The following is a 23,493-nucleotide window of genomic DNA, read 5'->3' on the forward strand; positions in this document are numbered from 1 at the left end:
CGTCCCCGGGCGCGACAATCGTTCCCGATGATCGTTCATGATCACGGGGCTGCGCGGGCTCCGCGTCGCTGACTACGATTCGGCGCATGGCGGAGCCCCTGCGCGACCGCGCGCGCCGCGCGACCGGCTGGCGGCTGCGGGTCAACGGGGAGACCCGGCCGCACTACGTCGTCTGCGGGTCGGATCCGCTGGCCTACTGGGTGGTACGGGCGCTGCTCGCCACCGAGCTGGACTCCGGCCGGGCGCGGATCACCCTGGTGGTGCCGGAGCGCCGCCGCTCCGACGGCCCCGACGGGCGCGACCTTCCCGGCCTCCACGTCGTCCGCGCCGACCGGCTCGACGAGGTGACGTTCCGGCGGGCCGGCCTGACCGGCGCGGACGGGCTGGCGCTGCTGCACCAGGACGACGTCGGCAACATGCACGCCGCGCTCTGCGCGCAGGAGGTGGAGCCCCGGCTGCGGCTGGTGGTACGCATGTTCAACACCAGCCTCGCCAACGGGCTGCGGCAGCTCTTCCCCGACTCGGCGGTGCTCTCCGACGCGTCCATGGCCGCCCCCGCGTTCGTGGCCGCCGCGCTCGGCGAGGTCGCCCCGACGCACTTCCGGCACGGCGGGCGCACCCTCTACGTGGCGCGTCGCGCCGACGTACGCGAAAAGGACGTCGTGTGCGGGGTGGCCGACACCCGGGATGCGGCCCGGCCGCAGGTCCTGCCCGCCGACGAGTCGACGGCCGACGTGGTGCTGGCCGAGGCGACCGGGCAGCCGCCCGGCACGGAGCTGGCCGCCCGCCGGCTGGTCCGGGCCCGCCGCCGGCGGCGGCCCGTCGCCGTGCTGCTGCGGGCGGTCCGCAGCTTCGCCACCCGCAAGATCGGGATCGCGGTGCTGGTGCTGCTGGCCGTGATCGCCGCGCTGGGCTGGCTCAACGCCCGCGCCGCGCACGTGGGCTGGGCCGACGCGCTCTACCTCACCCTGGTCACCACGCTCACCGGCGAGGACCCGGACGTCGCCAAGCCCGTCGCCGCGCAGATCATGCAGGTGGTGCTCAACCTGGCCGGGCTGGCGCTGATCCCGCTGATCACGGCCGTGGTCGTCGACGGGATCGTCAACGCCCGGCTGGCCCTGCACACCGGCCGGATCCAGCCCGCCCGGTCCGGGCACGTCGTGGTCGTCGGGCTGGGCAACATCGGCACCCGCGTCATGGCCCAGCTCAACGACTTCGGCGTCGAGGTGGTCGCCATCGACAAGGACCCGGACGCCCGGGGCGCGTCGCTGGCGCACCGGCTCGGCGTGCCGGTGGTGATCGGCGACGCCGGTCGGGAGGAGACGCTGCGGTCGGCGTCCGTCGAGACCTGCCAGGCCCTCGTGGTGGTCTCCACCGACGACGACGTCAACCTGCGGGCCGCGCTGAACGCGCGGGGGCTCACCCCCGACCTGCGGGTGGTGCTGCGCCTGTTCGACGGCGACTTCGCAGAGCGCGTCCAGAAGGCGTTCGGCATCGGCATCTCGCGCAGCGTGTCGTATCTCGCCGCGCCGTCGTTCGCCGCCGCGCTGCTGGACCGGGCGGTGATCGCCACCATCCCGGTGGGTCGGCACGCCCTTCTGGTCACCGAGGTCCAGGTGGTCGCCGGGTCGCCGCTGGACGGCAGCCCGCTGTCCGCCGTGGCCCAGCCCGGCGCGGTACGTCTGCTCGCGCACGCCCGCCCCGGCCAGAAGGCGGACTGGTCGGCCGACCCCCGCCTGGTGATCACGGCCGGGGACCGGCTGACCGTGGTGGCCCGCCGGGCGGGGCTGACCGCCCTGCTGCGCGAGACCACCCCGCCCGCCCCGGAGCCCCCGCCCGCCGCGCCGCCCGGCCCACCCCCGCCCCGCACGAGCGAGGAGTGATGGGGCAACTGCCCGACTGATCAGTGGTGTCGGGGGCGGAGGGCGTACCAGGCGGCGCCCAGGGCGAGCACGCCGAACCCGGCGAGCACGCTGGCCAGCGGCAGGCTGACCGCGAGCGCCACGCAGCCGACCAGCCCCAGCACGGCGAGCAGCCGCACCGGCAGCCGGCGGCCCGGGTCGCGGCCCAGGGTGAGCGCCGAGGCGTTGGTGATGGCGTAGTAGACCAGCACCGTGCAGCTGGAGAAGCCGATCGCCCCGCGTACGTCGCCGACGAGCACCACGACCGTGACCACGGCGGCCACCGCCAGCTCGGCCCGGTGCGGCACCCGGCGCACGGGGTGCACGGCGGCCAGGCCGTGCGGCACGTCCCGGCGGCGGGCCATCGCCAGCAGGGTCCGGCCCACCCCGGCGACCAGCGACAGCAGCACCCCGGTCACCGCCACGGTCGCCCCGGCCCGCACCACCCAGGCCAGGCCGGGCAGCCCGGCGGCCGTCACCACGTCGGCCAGGGGCGCGGCGGACGCGGCCAGCCGCCCGGGGCCGAGCACCCCGAGCGCCACCACCGCCAGCACCAGGTAGATCGCCAGCACCACGCCGAGCGCCAGCGGCACCGCCCGGGGGATCGTCCGCTCCGGGTCGCGCACCTCCTCGCCGAGGGTGGCGATCCGGGCGTACCCGGCGAAGGCGAAGAAGAGCAGCCCGGCGGCGGCCAGCACGCCGTGCGCGCCGGGGCTGCTGGAGGCGCCGGGCCCGGCGATCCGGCCCGCGTCGAAGCCGCCGCCGAGCAGACCGGCCCCCGCGACCAGGGCCAGCACCGCCAGCACCACGCCCACCAGGGCCTTCGTGGCCGTCGCGGTCTTGCCGATGCCGCGCAGGTTCACGGCGGTCACCGCCGCGACGGCGGCGACGGCGACGAACCGGGCGCGCCCCGGCCAGAGGTACGCCCCGATGGTCAACGCCATCGCCGCGCAGCTCGCCGTCTTGCCGACCACGAAGCCCCAGCCCGCCACGAAGCCGGCGAACGGGCCCAGCCGTTCCCGCCCGTAGACGTACGTGCCGCCGGACTCGGGGTAGCGGGCCGCGAGCCGGGCCGAGCTGGTCGCGTTGCAGAACGCCACGAACCCGGCGAGGGCCAGCGCCACCAGCAGGCCCGCGCCGCCGGCCGACGCCGCCGCCGGGGCGAAGACCACGAAGACCCCCGCGCCGAGCATCGACCCCAGACCGATGACCACCGCATCGCGTACGCCCAACCGCCGCGCCAGCCGCTCCATGACCCGGACCCTAGGGGGTCGAGGTGAACAGCGCGGGACGATCCCAGCCGCGCAGCAACCGACCGGGCAGCGGCAGGTCGTCCCACGGCACCCGGTGCAGCAGCCGGTCCAGCAGGAGGCCCAGCAGCAGCGCGGCCAGCCCGTCGGTGAGCCAGTGGTAGTTCAGGTAGGTCGTGGTGACCAGCAGGATCGCCGGCGGCGCGAACCGGATCAGCCGGTGCGCCGTCGGGCGCAGCCGCCCGGCCGTCAGCGCGACGAGCAGCGCCGCGATGACCCCGTACCAGACGATCGCGTTCGCCACGTGCCCCGACGGGTACGACATCGCGTACGCCCCGGCCGGCAGGTCGTTGAAGATGCGCACCGCCTCCTCGGGCGGCAGGAACGGCGGTTTCACGCTGGCGGTCGGCGCGGCCCGGTCGGTCCACAGCTTCAGCGGCCCGATGGTCGCGGACGTCAGCAGGAAGGCCCCGCCCACCAGCAGGAACGGCCGCACCGAGCGGTGCCGCCACGCCACGGCCACCGCCAGCGCGCCGGAGATCGGCATGAGCAGCCAGCCGCCCTGCCCGAGCAGGTTGAACACCTGCGCGGTCCGGTAGAGCGGCACCGGGTCGTGGGCGAACGCCCAGCGGCTCACCGCGAGGTCGAGCCCGAGCAGGGCCCCCCGGGCCAGCGCGAGCGTGATGGTGACCAATCCGGCGAGCAGGAGCGCGTCGCACCACCAGCCGGCCGGGCGTACGGGCCTGAGCTGCACTTTCCGCCGTACCGTCTGGGTTTCACGCACGCGACCACGCTACCGGGCCGCTGCGTGGCCGCTGTGGGGCGAGGCACGATGGGGTGCGCTCCGGCGGGGTGACGCGTCATGCTGGTCGGCGTGCGGATCACCTCTGCCCTCGTGGACCCGGCGCTGCTCGACCTTCCCTGGTCGACCCCGTTGGAGGAGTGGCCTGCCGAGCACCTGGTGGCGTTGCCGCAGGGCATCTCCCGGCACATCGTGCGCTTCGTGCGCCTCGGCGGGTACGTCTACGCGGTCAAGGAGACCGGCGAGCGGGTCGCCGAGCGGGAGTACGACCTGCTGCGGGCGCTGGAGCGGATCGACTTCCCGTCGGTGGAGGCGGTGGCGATCGTCGCCGACCGGCAGACCGACGACGGGGAGCCGCTGGACCCGGTGCTGATCACCCGGCACCTCCAGTTCTCGCTGCCCTACCGGGCGTTGTTCTCGCACACGCTGCGCCCCGAGACGATGGGCCGGCTGCTCGACGCGCTGGCCGCCCTGATCGTCCGGATGCACCTCACCGGCTTCTTCTGGGGCGACTGCTCGCTGTCGAACACGCTGTTCCGCCGGGACGCGGGCGCGTTCGCCGCGTACCTGGTGGACGCCGAGACGGGTGCCCTGCACAGCTCGCTGTCCAACGGCCAGCGCGGCGAGGACCTGGAGATCGCCCGGGTCAACATCTTCGGCGAGGCGCTCGACCTCCAGGCCGCGGGCCTGCTGCACGAGTCGATCGACCCGGAGGTGGTGTGCGAGGAGGTCGTGCAGCGCTACGAGCGGCTCTGGCACGAGATCACCTACGAGCAGCAGGTCGAGCGGAAGGCCCGGCACGACATCGAGCGCCGGATCCGCCGCCTCAACGAGCTGGGCTTCGACGTGGCGGAGGTGGCCCTGTCCACCCTCGGTGACGGGCGGTACCTGGTGCGGCCGAAGGTGGTCGACGCGGGCTACCACCACCGCCGGCTGCTCCGCCTCACCGGGCTGGACGCCGAGGAGAACCAGGCCCGCAAGCTGCTCAACGACCTCGACGCGTACCGGGCGGAGAGCGACCTGACCGACGAGCAGCAGGCGTCGCACCGCTGGCTCACCGAGGTCTTCGAGCCGGTGGTGCGGGCGGTGCCGGCGCACCTGCGGCGCAAGCTGGAGCCGCAGGAGCTGTTCGCGCAGATCATCGAGCACAAGTGGCTGCTCTCCGAGCGCGCCGGCCGGGACGTCGGCATGCGGCACGCGGTGCAGTCGTACCTGGCCGACGTGCTGGTGCACCGCCCCGACGAGCAGGCCGTCCTCGGCGTCGAGGTCGACGCCCTGCCCTGACCCGCCCGCCCTGCCCTGACCCGCCCGGACCCGCCCGCCTTGCCCTGCCCTGACCCGGCCGCCCTGCCCGGCAATGCCTCCTGCCGACGCTAGCGAGCTGATGTCGTGGATGGATCGGGTGGCCGTCGGTGGTCATCGGAAGCCGTCGGGGCCGCAGGCGTGCGTCGTGCGGGGGGTGCGAACGTGCGTTGTCCGGGGCCGCAGGCGTGCGTTGTCCGGGGTTGCGAGTGCGCGTCGCCGGGGTCGGAAGCGCGCGTCGTCGGGTGCGTGATGTCGTAGACGACTCAGCTCGCTAGCGCGCGTGGTGCGCCTGTCGGGTCGGCCGCGTCACCGCGCCGACGGGGGTCACCGCGCCGACGGGGGTCACCCCACGCTGAGCCACCGCGCGCAGAGGCACCGCCGCGCCGACGTCACTCCATCCAGGAGCCGCCGCGCATCACCCGGACCACGTTCAGGTCGTCGTCGAGGACGACGAGGTCGGCGCGGAGGCCGACCTGGAGCGCGCCGACCCGGTCGCCGAGGCCGATGGCGCGGGCCGGGGTGGTGGCCACCATCCGGCAGGCGTCCGCCATCGGCACGCCCGCGTGCACGGCGTGCCGCAGGGCCGCGTCCATGGTGAGGGTGCTGCCGGCGATCGCCCCGTCGGCGGCCAGTCGGGCCACCCCGTCGGCGACGGTGACGGCCTGGCCGCCCAGCTCGTACTCGCCGTCGGGCATGCCGGCGGCGGACATCGCGTCGGTGATCAGCGCGGCCCGTTCGGGGCCGGCGGTGGCGGTGACGAAGGTGAGCATGCCGTCGTGCAGGTGCACCCCGTCGGCGACCAGCTCGCAGACCACGTTCGGGGCGTCCAGCAGGGCCACGACGGGGCCGGGCTCGCGGTGGTGCACCGGGCGCATGCCGTTGAACAGGTGGGTGCCGACGCTCGCGCCGGCCGCCACGGCGGCCCTGGTCTGGTCGTACGTGGCGTCGGTGTGGCCGACGGCGGCGACCACCCGGTGGGCGGTGAGCAGCTTGATCGCCTCCAGCGCCCCGTCCCGCTCGGGGGCCAGGGTGACCATCCGCACCGCGCCCCCGCCCAGCTCGATCAGCTCGGTCAGCTCGGCGACGGACGGGTCGCGGAGGAACTGCGGGTTCTGCGCGCCGCACCGGGCCGCCGACAGGTACGGACCCTCGAAGTGGACGCCGGCCAGCGTGCCCTCCTCGACGAGCGGCCGGTACGCGGCGGTCGCCGCCCGCATCAGCTCGAACGGCGAGCTGACCAGGCTGGCCAGCAGGGTGGTGGTGCCGTGCCCCAGGTGGAAGGCCGCCGCCTGGCGGGCGGATCCGGCGTCGCCGGTGGTGAACGTGTGCCCGCCGCCGCCGTGGGTGTGCATGTCCACGAAGCCGGGGACGATCCAGTGCCCGTCGCGCACCGACGGGTACTCGGCGACGGCGGTGATCCGGTCGCCGTCGAGTTCCACGCAGCCCTGCCGGATCACGCCGGTCGGGGTCACCACCTTGCCGTTCACCCGCAGGGTCATCGCTTCTCCAGATGTGTGAGGCGTGCCGGTACAGATCAGCGGGCGTCGAGCGCCAGCAGGGCGGCGCCGAGGCAGCCGGCCTCGTCGCCGAGGGCCGCCGCGGCGAGGCGCGGCCGGCGGTGGAACGTCATCCGCTCGTGCAGCGCGGCGCGCAGCGGGTCGAACAGGCGGGGACCGGCCTGGGCGAGGCCGCCGCCGACCACGACGGCCTCCACGTCGTACAGGGACTGGCCGGTGGCGAGTCCGTCGGCCAGCGCCTCGACGGCCTCCGCCCATACCCGGGCGGCGGCGGGCTCCCCGGCGGCGGCCCGGTCGGCCACGTCGGCGGCGCTCGCGGGCGTGCCGGCCAGCCCACCGCCGGCCAGCCCACCGCCGGCCAGCCCACCGCCGCCCGCCGCGCCGGTCGGCCCCGTACCGGTCAATCCCGCGCCGGTGGCCTCCGCGTAGCGGCGGGCGATCGCCGAGGCGGAGGCGACGGCCTCCAGGCAGCCGTCGCGCCCGCAGCCGCAGCGCGGGCCGCCGGGGCGGACGAGGATGTGGCCGATCTCCCCGGCGGCGCCGTGCGCGCCGGTGGCGGCCACGCCGTCGACGACGTGGGCGGCGGCGATGCCGGTGCCGATCGCGACGAAGAGCACGTGCCCGGTGCCCCGGCCCGCGCCGAGCCGGGCCTCGGCGAGGCCGCCGACGCGTACGTCGTGGCCGAGCGCCGTGGGCAGCCCGAGCCGCGCCGCCGCCAGGTCCCGCAGGGGTACGTCCCGGAAGCCCACGTTCGCCGACCAGACCGCCACCCCGGCGGCCTCGTCGACGACGCCGGGCACGGCGATGCCCAGCGCGACGGGGTCGAGCCCGTCGGCGCGGGCCTTGCCGGCCAGCCCCTCGGCGACGTCGAGGATCGTCTCGACGACCGCGTCGGGGCCCCGGCCCGCGTCGGTGGGGTGCCGCTCGGTGTGGACGGTGCTGCCGTCCGGGCGGACCAGCGCGCACTTCATGCCGGTGCCGCCCACGTCCAGTGCGACGACGACGTCGGCGGGACCGGCGGCGTCGGCTGGGCTCACGCGAGGACCACGGAGCGGGTCAGGTGGCGGGGCGCGTCGGGGTCGAGGCCCCGGCTGGTGGACAGGGCGACGGCGAACCGCTGGGCGAGGATCAGGTCGGCCATCGGGTCGACCGGCGTACGCCCGGCGGCCCAGCTCGTGAGCACGGCGCGGCAGCCGTGGGTGCGGCTGTGCACGAAGGCGGCCCCGGTGGCGGCGACGTCCTCGGCGAGCCCCTCGGGGATGTCGCCGAACGCCCAGACCAGCCGGCCCGGCGCGGCCACCGAGATCGGGCCGTGCCGGTAGTCCATGGCCGGGTACGCCTCGGCCCAGAAGGTGGCCGCCTCGCGGCACTTGAGCGCGGCCTCCTGGGCCAGCCCGATCGTCCAGCCCCGGCCGAGGAAGGTGACCTGCTCGATGCGGGCCGGGTCGATCGGCAGCGGGGCCCGGACGGCGACCTCGGCGTCGGCGGAGAGCGCGGCCAGGTTGTCGCCGAGGTGGGCGCGGAGCAGGGCCAGGGCGGTGGTGGCGAAGCGGGTCTGCACCACGGAGCGTTCGTCGGCGAACGGCATGGCGACCACGGCGGAGGCGACGTCCACGGCGGGGGAGGCCGGGTCGCCGACGATGACGGTGGTGGGGAGCTGGCCGCGCAGCGCGGCGAGCAGCTCCAGCACCTCGGTGGTGGTGCCGGAGCGGGTGACGGCGATCAGCCGGTCGTAGCGGCGGCCCGTGGGGAACTCGGACGCCTGGAACGCGTCGGTCTCGCCGTGGCCGGCGGCCTCGCGCAGGCCGGCGTACGCCGTCGCCATGAACCACGACGTGCCGCAACCGACGACGGCGACCCGCTCCCCGGGGAGCGGCAGGTGCTCGGCGACCGTGGGGGCCAGCAGCGCTGCCTCCCGCCAACAGTCGGGTTGACTCGCGATCTCCGCGTGCACGAACGCCATGAGAACTCCTCGCTGGGAGGTCGTGCGCAATACGGCGCAATACGGCCGCCTTTCGCGCGTTATTCTGCGCGAAACCTCGCGTCTCTGGCAACCGGGTCCCCGATCGCGCAGAGCGGAGTTTTGCACCTTGGTAGTTTCGCGCACTACTGTGCACGCAATCAATCACCCTTCGTGCAGTCAGTGGAGGCGCCGCAGTGGACCGGTACGCCCGATGGAACGCGCTGCTGGAGATGCTCACTGACAACGGGCGGGTGAGCGTGGAGGAGGCCGCCGGGCGGCTGGACGTCTCCCAGGCCACCATCCGCCGCGACTTCGACCAGCTCGCCCAGCAGCAGATGATCACCCGGACGCGGGGCGGCGCGGTCGCCAACGGCGTCTCCTACGACCTGCCGCTGCGCTACAAGACGGCCAAGCACTCGGCCGAGAAGCAGCGGATCGGGGCCGCCGCCGCCGCGCTGGTCACCCCGGGCACCGTGGTCGGCCTCAACGGCGGCACCACCAGCACGGAGGTGGCCCGCGCGCTGGCCGTCCGGCCCGACCTGAACACCAGCGCCGAGGGCGCGCAGCTCACCGTCGTCACCAACGCGCTCAACATCGCCAACGAGCTGCTGGTGCGCTCCCGGATGAAGGTGGTGGTCGCCGGCGGCGTGGTCCGGCCCAAGTCGTTCGAGCTGGTCGGCCCGCTGGGCGGGGCGCTGCTGCGCGAGGTCACCCTGGACGTCGCCCTGCTCGGCGTGGACGCGATCGACCCGCAGCTCGGCGCCGCTGCCCACCACGAGGGCGAGGCGGCGATGAACAACCTGATGGTGGCCCGCGCCAAGCGGGTGGTGATCATCGCGGACTCGTCCAAGCTGGGCGGGCACGCGTTCGCCCGGATCTGCCCCGTCGAGCGGGTGGAGACGCTGGTCACCGACTCGGGCGCGAACCCGGAGCTGGTGGAGGCGTTCCGCGCGGCGGGCGTCCACGTCGTCATCGCCTGACGCGCCGTACTGCATACCGGGTATTGCTTCCCTCTGCATACCGCGTATGGTGTGCGTCGTCACCGACTCATCGGGGGAGGCGCAGCTTGTCAGTTGTCCTGGAAATAGAAGGTCTACGCAAGACGTACAAGAGTCGCCGCCGGGGGGTCCGACACGCCCTCGACGGCTTCGACATGCGGGTCGAGCAGGGGCAGGTGCACGGCTTCCTCGGCCCCAACGGCTCGGGCAAGACCACCACCCTGCGTACGCTGCTCGGGCTCATCCGGCCCAACGGCGGCCGGATGGCGATCCTCGGGCAGGAGGTGCCCGCCGCCCTGCCCGCCGTCGTCGGCCAGGTCGGCGCGATCGTCGAGAGCCCCCAGTTCTTCCCGCACTTCACCGCCCGCGACACCCTGTCGCTGCTGGCCGGGGCGGGCGAGGTGCCGCAGACCCGGGTCGACGAGGTGCTGGAGTTGGTCGGCCTGCGCGACCGGGCCGGCGAGCGGGTCAAGACGTACTCGCTCGGCATGAAGCAGCGCCTCGCGGTCGCCTCGGCACTGCTCAAGAACCCGAAGCTGCTCATCCTCGACGAGCCCGCCAACGGCCTCGACCCCGGCGGCATCCGGGAGATGCGCACGCTGACCCGGGACCTGGCCGCCTCCGGGATGACCGTGCTGCTGTCCAGCCACATCCTCGGCGAGATCCAGCTCATCTGCGACTCGGTCACCATCATCTCGCTCGGCCGGCGGGTCGCCTTCGGCCCGGTCGACCAGGTGCTCGCCGAGCACTCCGGCGGGGCCGTGCGGGTCCGGCTGGAGGCGGTCACCGACCTGCCGGCGGCGGCCGACGCGCTCAGCCGGGCTGGCGTGGCGGTCACCGCCCACCCCGACCACCTGATGCTCGCCGGCGTCGAGAAGCCGGCCCAGGTGAGCCGGATCCTCGCCGGCCAGGGCCTCTACGTCAGCGAGCTGGCCCCCGTCACGGTCGACCTGGAGAGCGTCTTCCTGGAGTTGACCTCGACCGCACCCGTGCCGGGGCAGCACCGCCAGGTCGACCAGTCCACGAAGGTCGGTGACGCGGGTCAGCCCGGCGCCGTCGGGGGAGGTTGGGGCGCATGAGCCTCTATCGCACGGAGCTGCGCCGGCTGGGCAAGCGGCGCTTCGCGCGCTGGGCTACGGTGCTCGGCCTGCTGGTGCTCGGGGCGGTCCTCGTCGGGGTCTTCTTCACCAACCAGAAGATCGGCCCCGAGCAGCAGGCCGCCGCCCAGCGGCAGGCCGAGCAGCAGTACCAGGAGCAGGTGCGCTGGGCCGAGCAGGAGCGCAAGGCCTGCGAGCAGGCCAAGGCGTCCGGTCAGGACCAGCAGCAGGAGGGCCGGTTCCCGCCGGACTGCGAGATGATCACTCCGCCGCCGCCGGAGAGCATCGAGGCGCGGTGGTTCCTGCCGTCGACGTTCGACTTCCGGGCGAGCTTCGAGGAGATGATCGTCACCTTCACCGCGATCCTGGCGCTGCTCGGGTTCGTGATCGGCGCCTCCTTCGTCGGCGCCGAGTGGAGCTCCGGCGGGATGATGAACCTGCTGCTGTGGCGACCGCAGCGGCTCACCGTGCTGCTGACCAAGCTGGCGGCGCTGCTCACCGGACTCGTCGCCGTGACCCTGGCCACCGCGACGCTCTGGACCGCCGGGTTCTGGGTCGTCGGCACGCTGCGCGGCACCACCGAGAAGATGACCTCCGGGGTGTGGCAGTCGTTCGCGCTGACCGGGCTGCGCGGGCTGGTGCTGATCGTGGTCGCGGCGACCATCGGGTTCGCGCTGGCCTCGCTGGGCCGGCACACCGCGATGGCCCTCGGCGGGGCGATCGGGGCCGTCGTGGTCGGCCAGTTCGGCCTGGGCATCGTGATGTCGATGGCGGGGGCGCGCTTCGTCGAGGCGTGGCTGCTGCCGACGTACGGGCTCGCCTGGATGACGAAGAAGGTCACCCTGGAGGACTGGAACGCCTGCAACGCCACGTACTACGGCGAGTGCAAGCCCGCTACCTTCGACCTGACCTGGCAGCACGCCTCGATCCTGTTCTCCGTCGCGCTGGTGGTCGTCCTCGGGGCGGCGCTGGTCAGCATGCGCCGGCGGGACGTCGCCTGAGCGGTGACACCGGGTGGCCCGGACCGCACCGCACGTCCGATGCGGTCCGGGTCCGCCCTGGTTAGGCTGGGGATCCCCCCGGCCGGCGCGGCTTCGCCGGCCCTTCACCCGCCCGCGTGAGGACCGCCATGCCGCCTGCCGACGCCGCCCCGGCCGACACCGACCGGCCCGAGCCGGCGCGCCCCGGCGGCCGGGAGGCGACGGGCACCCGGGAGGGCGTCACCGTCCCCCCACCCCGGTCCGCGCCGGACGCCGCCACCCCCGCCCCGGCCACCCGCGCCGAACCCGGCGCCGCCGAACCCGAACCCGAGCCCGGAGCGGACCCGGCCGAGCCGGTCGCCGCCGCCCCCGGCCTCACCGAGAGGGAACTGCGCATCCTCGCCTTCGAGCAGCAGTGGTGGCGGCACGCGGGGGCCAAGGAGCAGTCGATCCGGGACACCTTCGGCCTCTCCGCGACGCGCTACTACCAACTGCTCAACGGGCTGCTGGACAATCCGGCCGCGCTGGCCGCCGAGCCGGTCCTCGTCGGCCGGCTGCGCCGGTTGCGCTCGTCCCGGGCCCGCAACCGGCGGCGCTGACCCGACTCAGTCGGTCTCGTAGCTGCGCAGGCCGTTGCCGATGGCGAAGAACGTCGGTGCCCACTCCCCGATGAAGATGCCCCACCGGTCCGCCCGGGCCACCCCCGCCCGCTCCAGGTGCTTGGACAGGAACCAGCTGGTGAAGGACAGGCCGATACTGACGAAGCCGGCCAGGTAGGCGTGTTCCGCCTTGAGACCCGACTGGTGCAACCGTGCCAACATGCGATCCCCCTGTCGCCGTCGAACGGCACCCGGCCCGCCGGCCGGCGCACCGCGCAGGCCCGTTCCGGGTGGCCAAATCCGATCCTGACGCTACCCGTGGTGACCGGCCCGTATCGTCGAGTTCTGGTGCTCGGGCCGCACCGACCCGGGACGCCTCCCCGTCGGGTCAGCGCCGGATCACCGGAGGGGACGGTGCATACGGCCCGTCCGGTGGGTCAGGCGGGTGCCGGCGGAGGGAGCGGAGCATGGCGGCAGCGCACCGGGGCGTACCGGCCGGGGACGCCCGGCCCGGGCGGACCGTGACGGCCGGGCGGGCGACGACCCCGGCGGAGGCGGCGGCCGCGCCGGGCACCCGCGCCGGCTCGGCGGGGCCGACGATGCGGGTACGGTCGGCCTCCGCGCCGGCACCCGGCCGGGCCGTCAACGAGGACCTGGTCTTCCGCTTCGGCCCGCTGGTCGGCGTGCTGGACGGCGCGACCGTGCCCGAGGGCTTCGCCACCGGCTGCGTGCACTCTCCCGCCTGGTACGTCCGGCACCTCGCCGCCCGGATCGGGCTGGCCGCCGCCGCCCGGCCCGCAGCCACCCTGGCGAGCACCCTCGCCGCGGCGATCCTCGCGGTACGGGCCGACCACGGCACCGACTGCGACCTCGACCATCCCGGCACGCCCTCGTCGACCGTCTGCCTGCTGCGGGAGAGCGATGGGGAGGCGGACTGGCTCGTGCTCTGCGACAGCCCGCTGGTGCTCGACGTCGGCGGCCGGGTGCGCGCCGTCACCGACGACCGGCTGGAGCACGCGGTGGCCGACCTGCGCCGCACGGCGTCCACCCTGCCCGCAGGCCCTGGCGACGACCCGGTCACCCGGTTCCGGCGGGCCGTCACGGTGCAGCGGGAGCGGATGAACCGCACGCACGGCTACTGGGTCGCCGCCGCCGACCCCGACGCCGCGTACCACGCGATCACCGGCACGGAGCCGCTGCGCGGCCCGGGGAGCCTGCGCCGGGCGGCCCTGCTCACCGACGGTGCCTCCTGCGCCGTCGAGCAGTTCGGGCTCCTCGACTGGGCCGGCCTGCTCGACCTGGTCGCCGCCGAGGGGCCCGGCGCGCTCCTCGACCGGGTCCGCGCCGCCGAGCGCGACCGGCCGGACCGGCTGCGCCGGCACAAGGCCACCGACGACGCCTCCGTCGTCCTCTGCGAGTTCGGCCCCGGTCGAGCCACCGCCGGCCCGCCGACCGGCTCGTAGCTGCTGCCGGACCGGTCGAGGGAGGCCAAAGGGTGGACTCGGGCGGGTGCGGGACGGCAGACTTCGGCACGTGACGGGAACGGTCCGGTTGGAGCCGGTGGACGAACGGAACCTGGAGCCGCTGCTCTCGGTGGCGGTCGCCGAGGCCGAGCCCGACGACGTGATGCCCCCGGTCGACGCGCCGGCCGGCTGGTCGCACGCCCGGCGGGAGGCGTTCCGGGACTACTACCGCACGGGCATGGCGGGCCTCGACGGCCCCACCCACACCGCCATGTACGCGGTCCTCGTCGGCGGCGAGGTGCTGGGCATGATCCGGATGACCCGCCGCGCCGAGCCGGGGACGGTGGAGACGGGCATCTGGCTCGGCCGCTCCGCCCGGGGCCAGGGCGTGGGCGCGGCGGCCCTGCGCGAGCTGCTCGACCTCGCGGCGGCGGCCGGGATGCACACGGTGGTGGCGGAGACCACCCGGGACAACTCCGGTGCCGTGTCGGTGCTCCGCAGGTGCGGCGCGAAGCTGATCGAGGACGGCGACGCCGTGCGCGCCGAGATCTCCCTCGACGCCATCCCGCCCGCCTTCTGACCCACCCGGCACCGTCCTGGCGGCGGCGCGAGCCTCAGCGCGCGTCGCGGGCCTGCGCGTACGCGGCCAGCCAGGCGACCTGGGCCGGGTCGAGCGACGGGCGGACCCGCTGCCGCGCCGTCTCGACGTGCCCCGCCGTGACCGTCGACGCGGTCAGCGACTCCCGCATCGCGGCGAGCGCCGCCTCCCGCACCAGCGCCGCGCAGTCCGCCGCCGAGAAGCCGTCCAGCCCGGCACCGAGCGCCGCGAGGTCGACGTCGTCGGCGAACGGGACGTTGCGGGCGGCGGCGCGCAGGATCTCTGCGCGGGCGTCCCCGTCGGGCGGCGGCACGTACACCAGCCGTTCCAGCCGGCCCGGGCGAAGCAACGCCGGGTCCACCAGGTCGGGGCGGTTGGTCGCGCCGACCACCACCACGTTGCGCAGCGACTCCACCCCGTCCAGCTCGGTGAGCAGGGCGGCCACCACCCGGTCGGTGGTGCCCCCGTCGCTGGCCTGGCCGCGTACGGGGGCGAGCGCGTCCACCTCGTCGAGGAAGACCAGCGTCGGGGCGGCCTCCCGGGCCCGGCGGAACAGCTCCCGGACCGCCCGCTCGCTCTCGCCGACCCACTTCGACAGCAGCTCCGCGCCCTTCACCGAGAGCACGTTGGCCCGCCCCGAGCCGGCGAGGGCGGTCACCAGGTACGTCTTCCCGCAGCCGGGCGGCCCGTAGAGCAGCACCCCGCGCGGCGGCTGCACGCCCAGCCGGGCGAACGTGTCCGGGTAGGTCAGCGGCCACAGCACCGACTCCGTCAGCGTCTGCTTGACCTCGACCATGTCCCCGACGTCGTCGAGGGTGACGTCCGCCAGCTCCAGCGTGGACCCGGCCATCGTCGTCGGCCGGACCACCTCCAGGGCGGCGGCGAAGTCGGCCATCGCCACCGTCGGCGCGTCGGCCGTCTTCTGCCGCAGCGCGGCCCGCACCCCGGCCTCCCGCACCAGCGCCGCCAGGTCGGCGGCGACGAACCCGGGGGTACGCCCGGCGACCTCGTCCAGCCGGACGTCCTCGGCCAGCGGCACCTGGCGGGTCAGCACGGTCAGCTGCTCCCGGCGCAGCGCCTGGTCGGGCAGTGGCACGGTGATCCGCAGCGACAGCAGGTCCGGGGCGCGCAGCCCCGGGTCGACGGCCTCGGGGCGGCTGGTCGTGCAGACCACGGCCACCCCGGCCCGGACGGTCTCGGCGAGCACCTGGCGGAACACCGTGGCCACCGGCCCGGCGTCGTCGGCCGGGGCGAGCGCCTCCACGTCGGTGACCAGCAGCACGGCGGGGCCGTCGCCGCGTACCTCGTCGGCGGCGGCGCGCAGCCGCCGGGCCGCCGCGTCGTTGGCGAGCGCGGCCAGCTCGGGTGCCCAGACCGGGCGGACCCGGGCGCCCACCCGGGCGGCGACCGCCCGGACCAGCGCGGACTTGCCCGACCCGGCCGGCCCGGCGACCAGCACCCCGAGCGACACGCCGGTGCCCAGCCGGCCCAGCACCTCCCGGTGGTGGAACCCGAGGTCGAGCAGTTCGGTCAGCTCCTGCGCCTGCGCCCGCAGCCCCGGCAGCTCGTCCACGGCGGGCGCGGCGTCCGCCCCGGCGTCGTCGCCGTCGGGGGCCCGCCCGTCGGGCCCGGTCGCCCCGGTCGTCGCGTCGGGCCCGGCCGCCGGACCGTTCCCGGTGGCGTGGCCGGGTGCGCCGGCGTGGGCGGGACCGGCCGAGCCGCCGGCCCGGGTGGCCGGCCCGTGCTCCCAGCCGACCACGGTGTCCATGGTGACCAGCGCGGCGACGCCCGGCTCGGCGGCGGCCACGGTGAGCAGGGTGCTCGTCCAGGCGTACCCGACGCTGCTGGACAGGCGGTGCCGGGCCGCCGCGACGAGGGCGCGCACCGAGGCGTCCGGCAGCACGTCCTGCGGCAGCAGGGACACGTCGTCGCCGACGGTGACGACCTTGCCGAGCAGCGCGAGGCGGAGCATCTCGGGGGAGACCGCGGCGGTGACCTGCACCGGCCCGGTCAGGGTCACCCGGCGGGCCGGGACCACCGGTGCGGGGCTCACCGTGACCTGCCCGCCGTCGCGTTCGCCCAGGTTGCCCAGGAGCAGGTCGTCGGCGTAGAGCAGCGCCGTGCTCGCGGCGGGCCCGGCCGGCGCGACGATCCCGGCGGTCACCCGGCGGCCGGCGAGCCGCACCGGGTCGCCGGGGCGCAGCGCGAGCGCCGTCAACACCTCCGGGTGCAACCGCACCACGCCGCGCCGGCCGTCCAGCGCGGCCGGTCGCAGGCTGGCGACGAGGGTCAGTTCGGGTGCGGGTGCGGCCATCGCCCGAGGTTAGCCGCAAGGCAGGGCCCCCTGTTAACGCCTACGGTAGAGAGGGGTCCCCTCTCACCCCGCGTCAGCGCGTGGGGTCGGTGCTGTCGAGCAGCGAGGGGTCGCGCCGGATCAGCTCCGCCAGCCGGGCCGCCGGGTCCACCTTCAGCCGGTCGGCGTCGGACGGCCACGCCGGCACGGCCTTCACCGTCAGCGGCCACACCGGAGGCGGTACGGTCGCGGCCTCCGCGCCGACGGTCAGCCGCCCGTTCGACCAGCCGACCCGCAGCGGGTACGCCTGCCCGTCGTGCTCCACGCGCAGCGCGACCGTCATGCCGGGGTGCGCCGCCACCACCCGGGCGACCGCCTCGGCCACCTCGTCGACCGGGTCCCGCCCGGCGGGGCCGGCGGGGTGGGCGAGGGCCGGCGCGGCGGGCAGGGCCGGTACGCCGCCCGGCCGGCGGGGCAGGGCGTCCGCCGGGTCCTGGCCGACGTCGCCCGCCGGCCGGGGGCGGGCGGCCGGGGCGGCGGCGTCTCCCGTCCCCGCGTCGGATCCCGGTCCGGCGTCGACCCGTACGGCCGGGGTGGGATCCTGTCGCGCCTCGGCCCGTGCGGCCGGCTCGCCCCAGCCGACCGGGTGGGCCGTGGCCTGCGCCGGGACGGTCGGAGTCGCCGGCTCCCGGCCGGGCTCGTCGCCCGGGTCGGCGCCCCGGCGGCGGAGCGCCTCCTCACGCCGGGCGAGCCGGGCCAGTGTCTCGTCGAGATCACCTCTCATGTCGCCACCCCTTCCGCGTGTGGACCGAACCGGGCCGGTTCAGTCCCTCCTGTCCCGGGTGGCCCGGTCCAGCGCCCGGTCCAGGACGACCAGCAGGGCGTCCCGCACCGAGAGCCGGTCCCGGGCGTCGAACTGCACCAGGGGGACCTGGTCGGAGATGGCCAGGGCCCACCGGATCGAGGGGAGGTCCACGGCCAGCCGGCCGTCGAAGGCGTTCACCCCGACGACGAACGGCAGCCCGGCCCGCTCGAAGAAGTCGATCGCCGGATAGCAGTCGTCCAGCCGCGAGCTGTCCACCACCACCAGCGCGCCGAGCGCCCCCCGGGCCAGGTCGTCCCACATGAAGCCGAAGCGGTTCTGGCCCGGCGTGCCGAAGAGGTAGAGCTTGAGGCTGCGGTCGATCGTCACGCAGCCGAAGTCCATCGCCACCGTGGTGGTGGTCTTGCCCGACCGCGCGCCGGGGTCGTCGATGCCGATCCCGGCGCTGGTCATCTCCGCCTCGGTGGTCAGCGGCGCGATCTCCGAGATGGCCCCGACCGTGGTGGTCTTGCCCACGCCGAAGCCGCCCGCGACCAGGATCTTGACCGGGATCGGGGGCGCGGACCGGCCCGGGCCGGCGTTCGGCGTGCCGTGCCGCAGCCCGGCGGGCGGTGCCGGGGTGGTCGGCGGGGTGGCGCGCCCGGTGGCCGGCGTGGCACCCGCCGGGGTGCCGTAGCGGGCGGCGGCGCTGTTGGCGGAGAGCCCGCTCAGCGGGGCCGGCGGCCATTCAGGAGATCGCACGGAGTCCATCAATCACTCGCAGGATGATGTCGGGGTCAAGGGCGTCGTTGGCGGTGCTGACGTGCACGTCGAGGTGGCCGGCGGCCCGGAGGTCACCGACCAGGATCCGGGTGACGCCGAAGTGCAGCCGGGTCCGGGCCGAGATCTCCGCCACGGAGATCGGTTCTCCGCAGAGCGCGATGATCGCCTGGAGCTCGGGGGCGAGCCGGGATACCGGCCCCGCGCCCCGGAGGCCGGGACCGGGCCGGGCGGTCACCTGGGTCTCCAGGCTGATCGCCGGGTCCACCCCGGCCACCCTGCCGGAGGTGAGCACGAACGGGCGTGGCCCGGCCGGCAGGTGCGGGTCGGGGGCGTCCAGCCGGCCGGGAAGGTCGTGCGCCGGGCTGCCGGGCGGTCCGTCGCCAGGGCCGCCCGGGAAGCCGAGGGCGCCCCCCGGGTAGCCGGGGCCGCCACCGGGAAAGCCGGGAGCGCCGCCCGGGAAGCCGGTAGCGCCGTCGGGGAACCCGGAAGCGCCGCCCGGGCCGCCGGGGTACCCGGGGCCGCCCGGCAGGCCCGCCGACTCGCCCGGCCCGCCGTCGACCGGGGACTGCGCCCGCAGGTAGGGCCGGATCCGGACGACGGGTTCCGGATCCGGCCCGGTGCCGGCGACCTCCGGGCTCACTGCTGGACGGCGTTCTTCAGCTCGGCGATCAGTCGTGGGGTGAGGGCGCTGCCGGCCCGTCCGGCGAAGAGGGTCATCTCGTACGCCACGGTGCCGAGGTTCGCCGACCGGTCGGCCACCACCCCGAGCACCGATCCGGCGCTGATCGAGCTGATCAGCAGGTAGCCGTCGGCCATGTCGACGATGACCCGGTTCAGGCCGCCGAGGGCGTACCAGCTCGCCGCGCCGCCGGCGAGGCTCGTCATGCCGGAGACCACGGCGGCGAGGCGCTCGGCGTTGGACCGGTCCTTGATCGCCGACATGGCCATCAGCAGCCCGTCGGAGGAGACCGCGATCGCCTCCATCACGCCGGCGGTGCTGGACGTGAACGAGTCCAGCAGCCAGTTGAACGTGCGGGCCTCGGGGCTGAGGTCGGTGGGGTGCTGGTGCTCGACGTTCTCGTGCAGGTACGGGCTGGTCACCGTGTTGATCCCTCTTCGTAGCGGCGGTCAGGACGGGCTTCACGCAGCGCGCGGGCGACGCCCGCCTCGAACTGGTTGATCAGGTCGCGCACCTCTCCCGGGTCGCCGGGGTCGGACGGGGGAGCGGGCCTGGGTGGCGGGACGGCCAGGTTGGCACCGGGGACCCGACGGGTGAGCCGGGGAGGGTCGGTGAGCAGGGGAGCCGCCGCCGGGCCCGCAGCAGCCGGGGGAGCGGCCGTCGGGCGGGTCGGCACCGGGGGAGCGACCGTCGGGCGAGCCGTCGTCGGGGGCGCCGCCGGGGGGTGCAGTTCGGCCCGGCGTACCCCCGCTTCGAACTCCTCGACCAGCGCGCGGGCGGCGGCCGGGTCGGCGGTGGTGGCGTCCACCGGGCCGACGACCGGGCTGGTGTGGGGCAGGCTCGCGCCGGGCACCCGCTGGCGGATGCCGGACGCGCCCCGCGCCGTCCCGCCGGGCTGCGGGGCGGATCCGGGCCGCAGCCCGGTCGGGAAGGAGGTGCCCCGGGACCGGGCCGGCAGGACCGGTGTGCCGCCGGCCCCGCCGACCGGACCGGCGGCACGGGACGACCGGACGGTGCCGGGGGCCGCCGGGGGAGCGGCGGCGCCGGGCTCGACCGGGGTGCCGCCGACGGTCGGCGGGGCGTCCAGGGTGGGGGCGCCTGCGCGCCCGTTCGTGGCGGCCGGCGGCTCCGCGACCGCCCCGAAGGCGTTCCAGGAGTCGCCCGACTCCATCGACCGGGTGGCGCGGCTGAGCAGCTCGCGGTCCACGCCGAGGGCCACGCCGAGCGCCACGGTCCCGTCCACCGGCTTGCCGGCCGGCCCGGGGTGGGGGGTGGCGGCGACGGCCAGCGGCCGGCCGGAACCGGTCGGCTGCGGGCGGCCGGACGCGCCCGGCCGGTCCGGCGCGGCCGGCCCGGTCGCCGGGGCCCCGGCCTGGCCGGCGGGCGGCACGACCAGCAGCGCCGACGGGACCTCCAGCCGGGCGGTGACCCCGCCGCCGGTGGTCGGGGCGAGGTCCACCGTCCACCCGTGCCGGCGGGCGAGTCGGCCCACCACGAAGAGGCCGAGCACCTCGGTCGGGGCGAGGTCGAGCCGCTCCCGGCGGGTGAGCCGGGCGTTCTCCTCGGCCAGTCGTTCCTCGGTCATTCCGATGCCGTGGTCCACCACGGACAACCGCATGCCGTGCCCGGTCGGCTCGGCCGTCACCACCACGCGGGTGTGCGGCGGGGAGAAGACGGTGGCGTTCTCCATCAGCTCGGCCAGCGCCAGCACCAGGTCACCCACGGTGGACGGCGCCGCCGACACCCCGGCCGGGACCTGCACGTCGACCCGGGTGTAGTCCTCGATCTCGCCGAGCGCGAGCCGGACCACGTCGGTCAGCGGCACCGGGGCCACGTGCCCGTCGGCGCCGGTCGAGCCGGAGAGCACCACGAGGCTGCCCGCGTTGCGGCGCAGCCGGCTGGAGACGTGGTCCAGCCGGTAGAGGTGCTCCAGCCGCCCGGGGTCGGTCTCCTGCTGCTCCAGCCGGTCGATCAGCGCGATCTGCCGGCCCACCAGGTTCTGCGTACGACGCCCGACGTGCCCGAACATCTGCGCCACGTTGCGCCGGCCGGCGACCTGCCGCTCCACCAGCCGGGCGGCGGTGTGCTGCACACGCTCGAACGCGCGGGCCAGGTCACCGATCTCGTCGCGGCCCCGGACGTCGACCGGGTCGAGGCGGATCGGCGGGACGTTCTCGCTCTCGTCGTCGGCGACCCGCACCAGCTCCGCCTCGGCGGCCCGGGCGACCCGTTCGGCGGAGCGGGTGAGGCGGGTCAGCGGGCGGGCGACCAACCGGGCCACCGCCATGCTGAGCAGCACCACGAGGAGCATGACCAGGGCCGCCGTGACGCCGACCACCCAGGCGGCGACGAGCGCCCGCCGTTCCTCCGCGCGCACCTGCGTGGTGACGTCCGCGGCGATCTTCTTCTCCACGAACTGGCCGAGGGTGATCATCGACTGGACGGAGGGGAAGAGCGTGTCCAGGGGAACCGTGGCGATGGCGGCGACAGGGTCCTTCTCGCTGTCGACGATGAACGTCGGGCTGGTCCGGGCGGCCACCGCCGCGTCGTCCAGCAGGGCCAGCTCCAACTGCTCGGGGGTGACCAGGCTGCGGAACCGGTCGGTGTCCACGCTCAGCGCGGCCATGCAGGCGATGTAGCTGGCGACGGTCTTCGGGTCGCTGGTCGCCCTGACCAGGACGATCAGCGTGGCGCACGCGCCCAGGCTCTCGTCGGCGCGCAGCAGCCCGTCCAGGGCCAGCACCTGCTGACCGACGGGAGTGGTGGTGTCCACCTTCCAGGTCAGCCGCAGCGAGTCGATCAGCTCCACGGCGAGCGGGCCGAAGGCTTCCATGACCCGGGCCGGGGTGGCCCGGCCGGCGAGCACGGCGGCGCGCACGTCGGCGAGCCCCCGTACCTGGTCGAGGGCGAGCCTGACCCGGTCGGTGAGCTGGCCGCCCAGCTCGGCGCGGATGTCGGCGACCCGGTCGTCCACGGTGGCCGACTTCTGGATCACCTCGGTGCGGGACGCCCGGCCGAGCAGCAGACCGACGGAGAGCAGTCGCTCCTGCTGGAGGTCCTGGACCAGGCTGCCGACCCGGCTGGCCACCCGGACGGCCTCGGCGGTGTCCGCCGCCCGCCCGGCGGTGGCGACCCGGTCGAGGACGATCGGCACGGCGAGCCCGACCATGCTGAGCAGCGGGACGATCACCAGCAGGGCGAGCTTGCCCCGGATGCGGAGCCTAGCGAGCATCGAAGGGCCCCCACCGCTCGGCGCTGGCGGGGCGGCCCTGCCCGGCCGGCTGGAGCATCCGGGGCTCGACCGGGGCGAGCGTGCCGGCCGGGGCGGCCCCCCGGGGGTCGGCCGGGGCGTCCCAGCCGGCGTCGTCGGCCGGCGGGCCGGTGTCGCCGCCGGCCGGTCGGCGGTCCCGCCCGGTCGGTCGGTCGCGGCGGGCGGTGATCAGCAGCGCGCCGAGCGCGGCGAGCAGCAGGACGGCCAGGACGGTTGCCCCGGCGGCGAGCCGGCGGTCCCGGTCGAGCTGGTCGATCCGGTCGGTCAGCAGCGCGTCCAACTCGTCGAGGATGACGGGCTGGAGCTGCCTGGCGGCCTCCTGCGCGGCGGTGCGGGCGGCGATGAGGTTGGTGAGCGCGCGGGCGGTCGCCGCCTCGTCCTGCAGCCGGGCCGACGAGGTCGGGGCGGCGAGCGCGCCGAGCCGCTCGATGGAGCGCTGGTAGGTGTCCAGCGGGGCGAGCACGTTCGCGCCGAGCTTGGTGCTGTCCGTGCTGTCCACGGCCGCGCGCAGGTTGGTGATCAGGTCGTTGGCCGGGCTGATGGCGCTCGTCCACAGGGCGCCGAGCTGGGACACCATGGCGATGCGCTGGGTGTCGGGGAGTTCGGCGGCGACGGCGGCCAGGTCGCCGAGCCGGCCGGTCGCCACGAGCGATTCGGGCAGCTCGTCGCTGATCGCGTCCTGGAGGTAGAACGAGTCGGCCTGCCGGTCCCGGACCAGCCCCGAGGCCTCGCGTACCTTGCGGTGCAGGGCCAGCAGCAGGTCGGTGGCCTCGCCGTACGCGGCGAAGGTCGCCTGCGGGTCGGTCAGCCCCTTCTCGGGCAGGGCCTCCAGCTTGGCCCGCAGCCCGGTCCACCGCTCGTGGGTGCGCAGCTCGTCGCCGAGGCGGGAGTCGGCGGCGGCGACGTCCTCGACGGCCCGGCCGAGCGACTCCCGGGACACGGTCCGGCCGGCGACGGCGGCGGACTGCGCGTCGACCAGGGCGAGGGTGAGGGGGCCGAGGACGCGCAGGTACTCCACGCCGAGCCGCTCGCGGACGATGAGGTCGCGTTCCTCGCCGCTGTGGCGGCGCTGCTGGACGAAGAGGAACGCCACCGGGGCGAGGAGCGCCACCACGAGCACCAGCGGCAGGACGCGGCCGGTGCGGTTGGGCCGTCGGGGGCCCCGCTGCGCGGGGACGGTCATGGGTTCTCC

General features: G+C 75.8%; 20 protein-coding genes and 1 pseudogene. 8 read left to right on the forward strand and 13 right to left on the reverse strand.

The features are described 5' to 3' along the window. Window positions 1-86: 86 nt before the first annotated feature. A complete protein-coding gene (locus tag TK50_RS17635) occupies window positions 87-1,883 on the forward strand; it encodes a potassium channel protein (protein ID WP_043965129.1) in 1,797 nt (598 codons plus the stop codon). 20 nt (window positions 1,884-1,903) lie between these two features. Here the strand turns inward: TK50_RS17635 and TK50_RS17640 are convergent, their stop codons facing one another. Then, window positions 1,904-3,154 (reverse strand): APC family permease, encoded by a 1,251-nt coding sequence (locus tag TK50_RS17640; RefSeq protein WP_043965130.1) that lies wholly within the window; start codon window positions 3,152-3,154, stop codon window positions 1,904-1,906. 10 nt (window positions 3,155-3,164) lie between these two features. Then, complete coding sequence (locus tag TK50_RS17645; protein ID WP_043965132.1) at window positions 3,165-3,935, reverse strand: phosphatase PAP2 family protein; 771 nt, start codon at window positions 3,933-3,935, stop codon at window positions 3,165-3,167. A gap of 90 nt (window positions 3,936-4,025) precedes the next feature. Between TK50_RS17645 and TK50_RS17650 the strand changes: the two genes are divergently transcribed. Then, on the forward strand, window positions 4,026-5,237 hold the full coding sequence (locus TK50_RS17650; protein ID WP_043966440.1) for a DUF4032 domain-containing protein: 1,212 nt from the start codon (window positions 4,026-4,028) through the stop codon (window positions 5,235-5,237). 410 nt (window positions 5,238-5,647) lie between these two features. Here TK50_RS17650 and nagA read toward each other — a convergent pair whose 3' ends face one another. The 3 genes from nagA to TK50_RS17665 all read right to left on the reverse strand — a co-directional run bounded on the left by nagA (window position 5,648) and on the right by TK50_RS17665 (window position 8,738). Continuing rightward, window positions 5,648-6,757, reverse strand: a complete 1,110-nt coding sequence (nagA, locus tag TK50_RS17655; protein WP_043965135.1) for an N-acetylglucosamine-6-phosphate deacetylase — start codon at window positions 6,755-6,757, stop codon at window positions 5,648-5,650. Window positions 6,758-6,792: 35 nt separating this feature from the next. Continuing rightward, window positions 6,793-7,746, reverse strand: coding sequence for an ROK family protein (locus tag TK50_RS17660; RefSeq protein WP_082106475.1), 954 nt, complete (start codon window positions 7,744-7,746; stop codon window positions 6,793-6,795). Window positions 7,747-7,808: 62 nt separating this feature from the next. Continuing rightward, complete coding sequence (locus TK50_RS17665; RefSeq protein WP_043965140.1) at window positions 7,809-8,738, reverse strand: SIS domain-containing protein; 930 nt, start codon at window positions 8,736-8,738, stop codon at window positions 7,809-7,811. Window positions 8,739-8,932: 194 nt separating this feature from the next. Here TK50_RS17665 and TK50_RS17670 point away from each other — a divergent pair, with 194 nt between their 5' ends. From TK50_RS17670 to TK50_RS17685, 4 genes are all read left to right on the forward strand, one after another. Further along, window positions 8,933-9,718, forward strand: a complete 786-nt coding sequence (locus TK50_RS17670) for a DeoR/GlpR family DNA-binding transcription regulator (protein ID WP_043965142.1) — start codon at window positions 8,933-8,935, stop codon at window positions 9,716-9,718. Window positions 9,719-9,804: 86 nt separating this feature from the next. Further along, window positions 9,805-10,815, forward strand: coding sequence for an ATP-binding cassette domain-containing protein (locus tag TK50_RS17675; RefSeq protein WP_043965144.1), 1,011 nt, complete (start codon window positions 9,805-9,807; stop codon window positions 10,813-10,815). Further along, window positions 10,812-11,834, forward strand: coding sequence for an ABC transporter permease subunit (locus tag TK50_RS17680; RefSeq protein ID WP_043965147.1), 1,023 nt, complete (start codon window positions 10,812-10,814; stop codon window positions 11,832-11,834). Before TK50_RS17675 ends, TK50_RS17680 begins: the two co-directional genes overlap by 4 nt. Before the next feature lie 128 nt (window positions 11,835-11,962). Further along, window positions 11,963-12,412, forward strand: a complete 450-nt coding sequence (locus TK50_RS17685; RefSeq protein ID WP_043965149.1) for a DUF3263 domain-containing protein — start codon at window positions 11,963-11,965, stop codon at window positions 12,410-12,412. Window positions 12,413-12,418: 6 nt separating this feature from the next. On the opposite strand, the gene TK50_RS17690 is transcribed toward TK50_RS17685, so the two are convergent. Next, a complete protein-coding gene (locus tag TK50_RS17690) occupies window positions 12,419-12,634 on the reverse strand; it encodes a hypothetical protein (RefSeq protein WP_043965151.1) in 216 nt (71 codons plus the stop codon). A gap of 245 nt (window positions 12,635-12,879) precedes the next feature. Here TK50_RS17690 and TK50_RS17695 point away from each other — a divergent pair, with 245 nt between their 5' ends. Both TK50_RS17695 and TK50_RS17700 read left to right on the forward strand, forming a co-directional pair. Next, complete coding sequence (locus TK50_RS17695; RefSeq protein ID WP_052503863.1) at window positions 12,880-13,875, forward strand: hypothetical protein; 996 nt, start codon at window positions 12,880-12,882, stop codon at window positions 13,873-13,875. Window positions 13,876-13,945: 70 nt separating this feature from the next. Beyond that, entirely contained in the window at window positions 13,946-14,455 is a 510-nt protein-coding gene (locus tag TK50_RS17700; protein ID WP_043965153.1) for a GNAT family N-acetyltransferase, read from the forward strand. 34 nt (window positions 14,456-14,489) lie between these two features. On the opposite strand, the gene TK50_RS17705 is transcribed toward TK50_RS17700, so the two are convergent. From TK50_RS17705 to TK50_RS17735, 7 genes and pseudogenes are all read right to left on the reverse strand, one after another. Beyond that, the gene (locus TK50_RS17705; RefSeq protein WP_043965156.1) at window positions 14,490-16,787 is read right to left on the reverse strand and encodes an AAA family ATPase; all 2,298 of its coding nucleotides are present in this window, start codon (window positions 16,785-16,787) and stop codon (window positions 14,490-14,492) included. Between the two features lie 73 nt (window positions 16,788-16,860). Further along, on the reverse strand, window positions 16,861-17,550 hold the full coding sequence (locus tag TK50_RS17710) for a hypothetical protein (protein WP_043965158.1): 690 nt from the start codon (window positions 17,548-17,550) through the stop codon (window positions 16,861-16,863). 39 nt (window positions 17,551-17,589) lie between these two features. Continuing rightward, entirely contained in the window at window positions 17,590-18,339 is a 750-nt protein-coding gene (locus TK50_RS17715) for a GTP-binding protein (RefSeq protein WP_082106441.1), read from the reverse strand. After that, window positions 18,317-18,664: pseudogene (locus TK50_RS32535) on the reverse strand (DUF742 domain-containing protein); the annotation flags it as partial. The gene TK50_RS17715 and the pseudogene TK50_RS32535, both read right to left, overlap by 23 nt. 323 nt (window positions 18,665-18,987) lie before the next feature. Further along, on the reverse strand, window positions 18,988-19,452 hold the full coding sequence (locus TK50_RS17725) for a roadblock/LC7 domain-containing protein (protein WP_043965159.1): 465 nt from the start codon (window positions 19,450-19,452) through the stop codon (window positions 18,988-18,990). Further along, on the reverse strand, window positions 19,449-22,262 hold the full coding sequence (locus tag TK50_RS17730) for a sensor histidine kinase (RefSeq protein WP_043965161.1): 2,814 nt from the start codon (window positions 22,260-22,262) through the stop codon (window positions 19,449-19,451). Before TK50_RS17730 ends, TK50_RS17725 begins: the two co-directional genes overlap by 4 nt. Next, complete coding sequence (locus TK50_RS17735; RefSeq protein WP_043965163.1) at window positions 22,252-23,484, reverse strand: hypothetical protein; 1,233 nt, start codon at window positions 23,482-23,484, stop codon at window positions 22,252-22,254. The genes TK50_RS17730 and TK50_RS17735 overlap by 11 nt, the downstream gene beginning before the upstream one ends. Window positions 23,485-23,493: the final 9 nt, after the last annotated feature.

Origin of the sequence: Micromonospora haikouensis (assembly GCF_000876225.1) — a bacterium.
Taxonomy (GTDB): domain Bacteria; phylum Actinomycetota; class Actinomycetes; order Mycobacteriales; family Micromonosporaceae; genus Micromonospora; species Micromonospora haikouensis.

Excerpts from the sequence above, each read along its gene's own strand:
- nagA (WP_043965135.1), bottom strand. The coding sequence starts at position 6,757 with ATGACCCTGCGGGTGAACGGCAAGGTGGTGACCCCGACCGGCGTGATC.
- TK50_RS17660 (WP_082106475.1), bottom strand. The coding sequence starts at position 7,746 with ATGAAGTGCGCGCTGGTCCGCCCGGACGGCAGCACCGTCCACACCGAG.
- TK50_RS17715 (WP_082106441.1), bottom strand. The coding sequence starts at position 18,339 with ATGGACTCCGTGCGATCTCCTGAATGGCCGCCGGCCCCGCTGAGCGGG.
- TK50_RS17690 (WP_043965151.1), bottom strand. The coding sequence starts at position 12,634 with ATGTTGGCACGGTTGCACCAGTCGGGTCTCAAGGCGGAACACGCCTAC.
- TK50_RS17665 (WP_043965140.1), bottom strand. The coding sequence starts at position 8,738 with ATGGCGTTCGTGCACGCGGAGATCGCGAGTCAACCCGACTGTTGGCGG.
- TK50_RS17695 (WP_052503863.1), top strand. The coding sequence starts at position 12,880 with ATGGCGGCAGCGCACCGGGGCGTACCGGCCGGGGACGCCCGGCCCGGG.
- TK50_RS17685 (WP_043965149.1), top strand. The coding sequence starts at position 11,963 with ATGCCGCCTGCCGACGCCGCCCCGGCCGACACCGACCGGCCCGAGCCG.
- TK50_RS17635 (WP_043965129.1), top strand. The coding sequence starts at position 87 with ATGGCGGAGCCCCTGCGCGACCGCGCGCGCCGCGCGACCGGCTGGCGG.
- TK50_RS17640 (WP_043965130.1), bottom strand. The coding sequence starts at position 3,154 with ATGGAGCGGCTGGCGCGGCGGTTGGGCGTACGCGATGCGGTGGTCATC.
- TK50_RS17710 (WP_043965158.1), bottom strand. The coding sequence starts at position 17,550 with ATGAGAGGTGATCTCGACGAGACACTGGCCCGGCTCGCCCGGCGTGAG.
- TK50_RS17705 (WP_043965156.1), bottom strand. The coding sequence starts at position 16,787 with ATGGCCGCACCCGCACCCGAACTGACCCTCGTCGCCAGCCTGCGACCG.
- TK50_RS17735 (WP_043965163.1), bottom strand. The coding sequence starts at position 23,484 with ATGACCGTCCCCGCGCAGCGGGGCCCCCGACGGCCCAACCGCACCGGC.
- TK50_RS17680 (WP_043965147.1), top strand. The coding sequence starts at position 10,812 with ATGAGCCTCTATCGCACGGAGCTGCGCCGGCTGGGCAAGCGGCGCTTC.
- TK50_RS17730 (WP_043965161.1), bottom strand. The coding sequence starts at position 22,262 with ATGCTCGCTAGGCTCCGCATCCGGGGCAAGCTCGCCCTGCTGGTGATC.